This window comes from Mycobacterium venezuelense, from assembly GCF_054919535.1.
The window spans coordinates 138678-145353 of the sequence record NZ_JBONDW010000019.1 but is presented as its reverse complement, the minus strand read 5'-3'; the positions used below and the strand labels follow the sequence as shown (position 1 = coordinate 145353).

The window sequence follows — 6676 nt, the reverse complement described above, 5'->3', positions numbered from 1 at the left end:
AGTCCGCCAAACCGTCGCCGACGAACTTTCACCTCCCGACAACCTCATACTCTTCTGCGGCATGTCCATCGGCCACGAAGACCCCACCGTCCCCTACGTCCGCACCGGCCGCGCACCCCTCGACGAAACCGTCACCTTCGTCGACGCCTAGCGTGAAACAGCCTGTGCGCGAACGTCATCGCTGGAACCGCACGTAGCGGTCGACCGTCGCCGCATCGGCAGCCGAGTAGGTCACACTGTCGATCTGGTTGCCCTGGTCGTCGACCAGAATGAGATTTCCTCCGCTGTTGCCGAGTTGCACGCCCGTGCCGTCGAGGACGATTACGGCCGACATACCGCCGGCCAGCGTGGCATCCAGCTTGGTCTCCCGGCCGTTGCGGTCGACGATCCGCCAGCCGTGCAATGAGGTTGCGGTCGTCGCGAAGTTGCCGATGACAACCGATTCCGCGCCGGGATCGGTGCCTGCCGGATTGATGAGCGCCCGCTCCAGATAGGCCGGAGCCGCCGCCGGAGTGGGTACTCCCGGTTGGCCAGTGATGAGCCGCGACAGTGGTTGCGCGCCGGGAGCCGCCGCGCCGACGGCATCGGTCGGCACTCGCTGCGTCTGAAACGCCAAGAACAGCCCCACAATCCGGTCCGGGAACGCCAACAGCAGGCCACCGTCGTGGAACGCGCCGTTGTCGTCGGCGTGCGCCCCGACGTTGCCCTGATTCATATGGATGTCGTGGATCCCGTGCAAGCCGTCGGTATTGCCGAATTCGGCGTCGATCGGTTTGTTCAGGTTGCGGTCGAACTTCGCGCCGAACGCGTAGAGCTCGCCGAACGCAGCTTTGCACTGGTTGAGGTAGAGGACCAAGAGGTCTTGCAGGTCGTCGGCGTTTGCGTTTCCGCTCGGCGGCAGGGCGCGGCCGAGCGTGAAGTCGAACATCGGCGACTTCACATAGTCGAGGGACGCCGTCGACGTGGCAGGCCGCGCCGTGAAGCCCGACGCCGCATCGGGAAGACCGCCGAGGATCGGATGGCCGACCAACGGGTCCACAACCCAGAACACCACTTCGCTGCCATCGTTGGACTGCACGTTGACCGCGACACGCCATGGCTGCCCGGAGTCGTCGATCGCGCGGATCTGGAGGTGCGGCGTGGAATCGCCGTCCTCGCGGACGAACCGATCTGGCCGAGCTCGCAACACCCCATAGTTGAGCGCCATGGACGTCTCCTCTCCTTGATGTCTGACTCGGGCACAACGGATTTCCGCTACGCCCGAATGCACGGTATCGAGACGGCTTCGCGTCGGCACGCGTAGCCGACTACCCGAAACAGTCACCCTCGGCCCAATGCGCCCAGGAGACTTCCGGCCCACTCGAGCATCTCGTCAACACCCGAGGTGACATACATCAGGTCAACAAACGCGTCAGGATAACCGTTGTCCATTAACGCCCGAACGATGTCAGCCACCTCGCCGATGCTCGTACCAGAAGCAACATTCACTCGTACGTGAGTCCGAATCGCCGCGTAATCGCGGCCCGCTGCAGTCGCCGCGTCGTCGACGATCTGTCGTTGCCATCTCAACTCGTCGAGAAACCCGGTGCCCGGAGCATGCACCACCGGTAGAAAGCCGTCGGCGCGGCGCCCGATCCGCCCGAGCGCGGCAGGCGTGAAAGCGCTGAGGTACACCGGCGGGCGCGGCTGTTGCACTGGTTTCAGATCGATCCATGCCGGCGGTATCGACCAGCGCGAACCACTGTGCTGCACGGGCGCCGAAGTCCACAGCACGTCGAGTACATCGAGTAATTCGTCGAGTTGTGCACCACGCCCGCGCATCGGCGCACCCGCTGCCTCGAATTCCTCGGGCGACCATCCGATACCCAGGCCGGCGAGCAACCGGCCCCCACTCACGACGTCGATGCTCGTCAGGTGGCGGGCGAGCTGCACCGGCGGATACCACGGTGCGACCAACACGCTGCTGCCCAGAAGCGGCCTGTTGGTCACCGCGGCGGCTACCGACAGAGCCACGAATGGGTCGAATGCCGTGCGAAAAAGCGGCGGCACGACATCTGTGCCGTCAACGCCGCGCACCGGGTCTACCGGGGCGAGCAATCTGTCACCGACCCACAGGCTGGCCGCGCCCAGGTTCTCGGCGGAGACGGCGAAGCGAACCAGATCATCGCGTGCGAACCGGCCGAATTGCGGCAGGGTGAACCCGAGCATCGCGCCCCCTAACCATTACCGCGCAAACCATTGCCACAGAATTGTTTTCACCGACGACGGCCGTCGGCCCGCTCGACAGCGATCCTACGATGATTGTTCGAGATTAGTCGAACAATACTTATACGCAGCGTGCGGTATTTACTGTTCTTCGTCGGCGGTGGCCCGAAGGACCGCGTCGATGAGGCCGGGAAAGTGGTCATCGAGCTCAGCCCGTTTGAGCCACAACCATTTGCGCCGGCCCTCTTCGCGCTCGCCGATCACCCCCGCCAGTGCCAGGGTCCTGATGTGGTGGCTCGCGGTCGACTTCACGACGGGCACGTCGAGGTCGCCACAGACGAGTTCGCCCGCCCCGCCGCACTCGGCAAGTTGGCGCACGATTGCGACGCGAACCGGATCAGCCAGCGCTTGCAGAACCGCCATGCCCTCAGGGGCGACCGATTTCATGCGCGACCCATCCGCTGCCCATCCGACGTTCCTTACGCGTAGATTTCTTCGAACTGTTTGATCGACCGCTCGATGTCGCCCTTGACCGCACGAGCCGCCACCGATCCGATCGGCCCGAAGAGTGGCGGGCCGCCCAGATCGATGGTGACCACGAACGCACATCCCGACGCCGTGGGTTTCACCTTCATCTTCAGCCCGTACTTCGTCCCACCGACGCCCTTACCCGTGACTTCGAGAAGCTGGGGCGGGTCAATCTTCTGCACCGTCCACGTGACTCGGTTGCGCATACCCTTGGCACCCGCGACGCCGACCAGCGTTGTGCCGGCGGTCAGCTCCGTGGGCACGTCGCTGCGCCAGCCCTCGTGCATCACCAACCAGTCACCGAGCCCGTTGAGATCGGAGGCGTGTTCCCACGCGCTCTCCTGGCTGATCGACAGTTCGCGGGAGAGCTCCAGCTTGGCCATGCGTTGGATGGTAATGCGCCGGTGTTTCGCCGTCGGGCGCGGTCAGATCGTCAACACCATGCGGTAGCGCGCGCGTCCCTCCTCCATGGCGGCGTACGCGTCAGCCGCGTCGGCCAGCGGTCGCTCTTCGATCAATGCGCGCACACCCGACACCACCGCGAAACGCATCGTCTCCTCGACATCCCTGGCGGTACCCGACGGATGCCCGGAGATGCTCAGCGCGGGCTGAATCAGTTGCGCGGGACTGATGGACAACGGCTCGCTCGTCACGCCGACGGCGACCAATTCGCCGCGGGGCGCGAGGCCGCCCACCGTGTCGGCCATCGCCTGCGAATTCCCGACGGTCGCCAGGACCGCGGCGGCGCCACCAAGCGCTTGCAACTGCGCGCTGACATCCTCGGCCCTGGAATCGATGTAGTGCCGGGCACCGAGAGCTCGGGCATCGGATTCCCGTTCGGGGCCGCGCGCGATGGCGACGGTATCGAAGCCCATTGCGTTGGCGAACTGCACACCGAGATGGCCCAGACCACCCAGTCCCAGCACCGCCACCAGATCACCGGGCTTGGCATGTGTGTGCCGAAGCGCGTTGTAGGTCGTCACACCGGCGCAACCCATCGGCGCGGCTTCGGCCAATGAGAGCTCGTCCGGTATCCGGGCCAGCGCGTTCGCGGGGGCGGTCACCGATTCCGCGTAACCGCCCGGATAGTGCAAGCTGGGTATCTGTCCGTTCACGCAGTGGATGAACAGCCCCTTGCGACAGGGCACGCACTTGCCGCAGGCGCCGCCGAACCAGCCGATCGCAACGCGATCTCCCACTGCGAAATCGTCTACGCCAGGCCCAATTTCAGCGACGGTACCGGCGATCTCGTGACCCGGTGTCAACGGAAAGGTGACCCCGGGAAAACCACCGTTGACGATTGCGCGATCGGTGCCGCACACGCCGCATGCGGCGACCGCAACGCGAACCTGGCCGCGCTCGGGCGGAACGGTCTGCGCGTCGGCCAGTTTCAAGGCGCCGCCGGTGGAATGGACGTGAACAGCTCGATGAGTAGACATGGGCATCCTTACCGTCGCCGTCGATGTACCCAGTCATCTTCATCCGCAAATCCCCGCCTGGCTAGCGGGTACCGGGTATTTCAGCCGGACGTTCAGCCGACGACGAAGGGAAGCCTCGTGGCCAGCTCACCTAGCGCGAGCTTTTCCACCGCGGTCGCCTCACGTCGGCCGGTGCCCACCAGCAAGACGTCCTCATCGGACAGCGAGGCGGGAAACGGCGTGCCGGCGATCTGCTCCAGCATGCTGCGCGATTCGGCAAGCCCGGCCGCAGGCGGTCCCGCGGCACCGGGCAGGTTCGCGACGAGATCGAGATGGTGCAGTGTCCACTCCAGAACGTAAGCGCGCAGATAATCGCCTACCGCGAACACCTCGTCGCGTGTATGGACCCGAAGACCCGGGTCGGCCAGCGCGGCCGCGCGCCCGGCGGCCGAACCCACATCGTCGAGGTGGAACTTGAGCAGCCACGGTTCTTCGTAGGCCGCGGCCAGCCGGACGGTCACCGCATCGAGGGGGTCGTCGCCCGACGGCGGTGTCGCCGACACTTCCCAATAGGTCACTGCGTTGCGCGTCGGTTGCCGATCGGTCGGCGTCACCAAGGTGATGAGCACGTCCTGGGCGTCGATTATCAGATGACACACCAGGTCTCGCACGAGCCATCCCGTACACCCCGATGGCTGCGCGAACTCCTCGTCTGCGAGGGCTGCCACCGCCGAACGCAGCGCCGTCCACGTCGCCGAAAAGAGATCCACAACCGCAAGCTAGCAGCGGCCGCGGCGGTGTGCGCTTGCGCACAGTTGCGTCCGTCGATTTGGTCACCAACTCTCCCCTTTGGGTAGAGTTGCGCTCCGGCACTAGAGGATCTCTGACGACCTCCCGAACGGATGCTGATTTTCGGTGAAAACGATTCCCGGGAAACGCCTTTCGCGCAATGACGCGCTTTCTGGCAAGGAAACGACCACGCCGCGCTGAATTGTGTGCGGCGGCAGAACGGAGTTGTGGTGGCGCTACCGGGGACGACCAATCCGCGTGAGGAGCAGTCGGTGCTGGCCGCCTTGAGGTCACCCCGCCGGCTGCGCACCGAGGTGCTCGCCGGGCTCGTGGTGGCCCTGGCGCTGATTCCGGAGGCGATCTCGTTCTCGATCATCGCCGGCGTTGACCCGCGGGTTGGTTTGTTCGCGTCCTTCACGATGGCGGTCACCATCGCGATCGTGGGTGGCCGGCCCGCAATGATCTCGGCGGCCACCGGTGCAGTGGCGCTCGTCGTGGCGCCACTCGTGCACAGTCACGGGCTCGACTACCTCGTCGCCGCAGTGATCCTGGCCGGAGTGCTGCAGCTGGCGCTCGGTGGCCTCGGTGTGGCGAAGCTGATGCGTTTTGTCCCGCGGAGCGTGATGGTGGGGTTCGTCAACGCCCTTGCCGTTCTCATCTTCATCTCGCAGTTGCCGCACCTGCTCGGCGTGCCCTGGCTGGTGTATCCGCTCGTCGTGGTCGGGATCGCGATCATCGTGGCGCTGCCCAAGCTGACCACCGTGATCCCCGCACCGCTGGTCGCGATCGTGCTGTTGACCGCCCCCTGCGTCGGGTTCGGCTGGTCGGTGCCGAATGTCGGCGATGAGGGTGAGCTTCCGTCCAGCCTGCCGGCCCTTCTGTTCCCAGATGTTCCGCTCACCCTGAACACCCTCGCGGTGATCGCGCCCTACGCGTTGACCATGGCCGTCGTCGGACTCCTGGAATCCTTGATGACCGCCAAGCTGGTCGATGACATCACCGACACCCACTCCAACAAGTCACGCGAAGCCCTGGGACAGGGTGTGGCCAACATCGTCACCGGGTTCTTCGGCGGCATGGGCGGTTGCGCGATGATCGGCCAGACCATGATCAACGTCAAGGCCTGCGGTGCGCGGACCCGAATCTCGACTTTCCTGGCCGGAGCGCTACTGCTGGGACTGGTTGTCGGCCTTGGCGACATCGTCGCCAAGATCCCGATGGCAGCCCTCGTCGCCGTGATGATCATGGTCTCCGTTGCCACGCTCGATTGGCACAGCGTCAATCCGAAAACCCTGCGGCGCATGCCGAAGAGCGAGACGGCCGTCATGGTCTCGACCGTCGCGGTAACGGTCGCCACCCACAATCTCGCCTACGGCGTGGTGGTCGGAACGCTGGCCGCAATGGTTCTGTTCGCCCGCCGGGTCGCACATCTGACCGATGTCGCCGAAGTCGCGCACCCGGATGCGGACACCCGGGTGTATGCGGTCAAGGGTGAGCTGTTCTTCGCCTCGAGCAACGACCTCGTCTATCAATTCGACTATGCCGGCGATCCGGCGAACATCGTCATCGACATGAGCGAGGCGCACATCTGGGACGCTTCGACGGTAGCCACCTTGGACGCCATCACCACCAAGTACGCGGCCAAAGGCAAGAATGTCACCATCATCGGTATGAATGACAGCAGCGCCGAACGTCACCGCCGGCTCAGCGGCCGTCTCACCGCAGCGCATTAGGCG

General features: G+C 65.1%; 7 protein-coding genes and 1 pseudogene. 2 read left to right on the top strand and 6 right to left on the bottom strand.

What is annotated here, in order from left to right:
- Positions 1-151: pseudogene (locus tag ACRCUN_RS26895) on the top strand (nitroreductase); the annotation flags it as partial.
- Positions 152-175: 24 nt separating this feature from the next.
- Here ACRCUN_RS26895 and ACRCUN_RS26890 read toward each other — a convergent pair.
- The 6 genes from ACRCUN_RS26890 to ACRCUN_RS26865 form a co-directional block, all read right to left on the bottom strand.
- Complete coding sequence (locus ACRCUN_RS26890) at positions 176-1207, bottom strand: DUF2278 family protein (protein WP_462144670.1); 1032 nt, start codon at positions 1205-1207, stop codon at positions 176-178.
- 113 nt (positions 1208-1320) lie between these two features.
- The gene (locus tag ACRCUN_RS26885) at positions 1321-2208 is read right to left on the bottom strand and encodes a TIGR03619 family F420-dependent LLM class oxidoreductase (protein ID WP_462144669.1); all 888 of its coding nucleotides are present in this window, start codon (positions 2206-2208) and stop codon (positions 1321-1323) included.
- Between the two features lie 138 nt (positions 2209-2346).
- Positions 2347-2652 (bottom strand): ArsR/SmtB family transcription factor, encoded by a 306-nt coding sequence (locus tag ACRCUN_RS26880; RefSeq protein ID WP_462144668.1) that lies wholly within the window; start codon positions 2650-2652, stop codon positions 2347-2349.
- A 32-nt stretch (positions 2653-2684) separates the two neighbouring features.
- On the bottom strand, positions 2685-3116 hold the full coding sequence (locus ACRCUN_RS26875; protein WP_462144667.1) for a type II toxin-antitoxin system Rv0910 family toxin: 432 nt from the start codon (positions 3114-3116) through the stop codon (positions 2685-2687).
- Between the two features lie 42 nt (positions 3117-3158).
- The gene (locus tag ACRCUN_RS26870; RefSeq protein WP_462144666.1) at positions 3159-4172 is read right to left on the bottom strand and encodes an alcohol dehydrogenase catalytic domain-containing protein; all 1014 of its coding nucleotides are present in this window, start codon (positions 4170-4172) and stop codon (positions 3159-3161) included.
- A gap of 92 nt (positions 4173-4264) precedes the next feature.
- On the bottom strand, positions 4265-4921 hold the full coding sequence (locus ACRCUN_RS26865; RefSeq protein WP_462144665.1) for a maleylpyruvate isomerase N-terminal domain-containing protein: 657 nt from the start codon (positions 4919-4921) through the stop codon (positions 4265-4267).
- A gap of 249 nt (positions 4922-5170) precedes the next feature.
- Here ACRCUN_RS26865 and ACRCUN_RS26860 point away from each other — a divergent pair, with 249 nt between their 5' ends.
- On the top strand, positions 5171-6673 hold the full coding sequence (locus ACRCUN_RS26860; protein ID WP_462144664.1) for a SulP family inorganic anion transporter: 1503 nt from the start codon (positions 5171-5173) through the stop codon (positions 6671-6673).
- The last annotated feature ends 3 nt before the right edge of the window (positions 6674-6676 follow it).